At 67.2% G+C, this 528-nt stretch carries 1 protein-coding gene; it reads left to right on the forward strand.

Annotated features, from left to right (window positions below; translation table 11 throughout):
* A partial coding sequence (locus GPA27_RS28300) for a 6,7-dimethyl-8-ribityllumazine synthase (protein ID WP_169143732.1) occupies nt 1-501 on the forward strand: 501 nt, incomplete at its 5' end.
* Nucleotides 502-528 lie beyond the last annotated feature (27 nt).

Consider the following 528-nt stretch of genomic DNA (forward strand, 5'->3'; position numbering starts at 1 on the left):
GCCCACCGTGGCGCCCGCGTGGCTATCATCAGTGCCAGCTGGCACCAGGACATCGTGCACCAGGCCCGCGACGCGGCCCTGGCCGAGTTTGACCGCCACGGCCTGCCCCCCGCGCAGGTGGCGCTGTTCGATGTGCCCGGTGCGTTCGAGATTCCGCTTTTGGCCCGCAAGCTCGCGCGCAGCGGGCGCTACGACGCCATCGTGGCCTGTGCGCTGGTGGTCAACGGCGGCATCTACCGCCACGAGTTCGTCACCACCGCCGTCATCGACGGGCTGATGCGCGTGCAGCTCGACACCGAGGTGCCTGTGATGTCGGCCGTGCTCACGCCGCGCGACTTCCACGACCACGAGGACCATGTGCGCTTCTTCCGCGAGCATTTTGTGAAGAAGGGCACTGAGGTGGCCCAGGCCTGCCTGCAGACCATGGCCTACCTGCGCAAGCTGGCCTCGCCCACGCTGGCCACCGTGCAGCAGGCAACCCCTGCGCTGGCTGAAGCCTGAGAAGGCGCCATTTGCTACTATTTATGT

The sequence above is a fragment of the Aromatoleum toluolicum genome, assembly GCF_012911005.2.
In the GTDB taxonomy this organism is placed as follows: Bacteria; Pseudomonadota; Gammaproteobacteria; order Burkholderiales; family Rhodocyclaceae; genus Aromatoleum; species Aromatoleum toluolicum.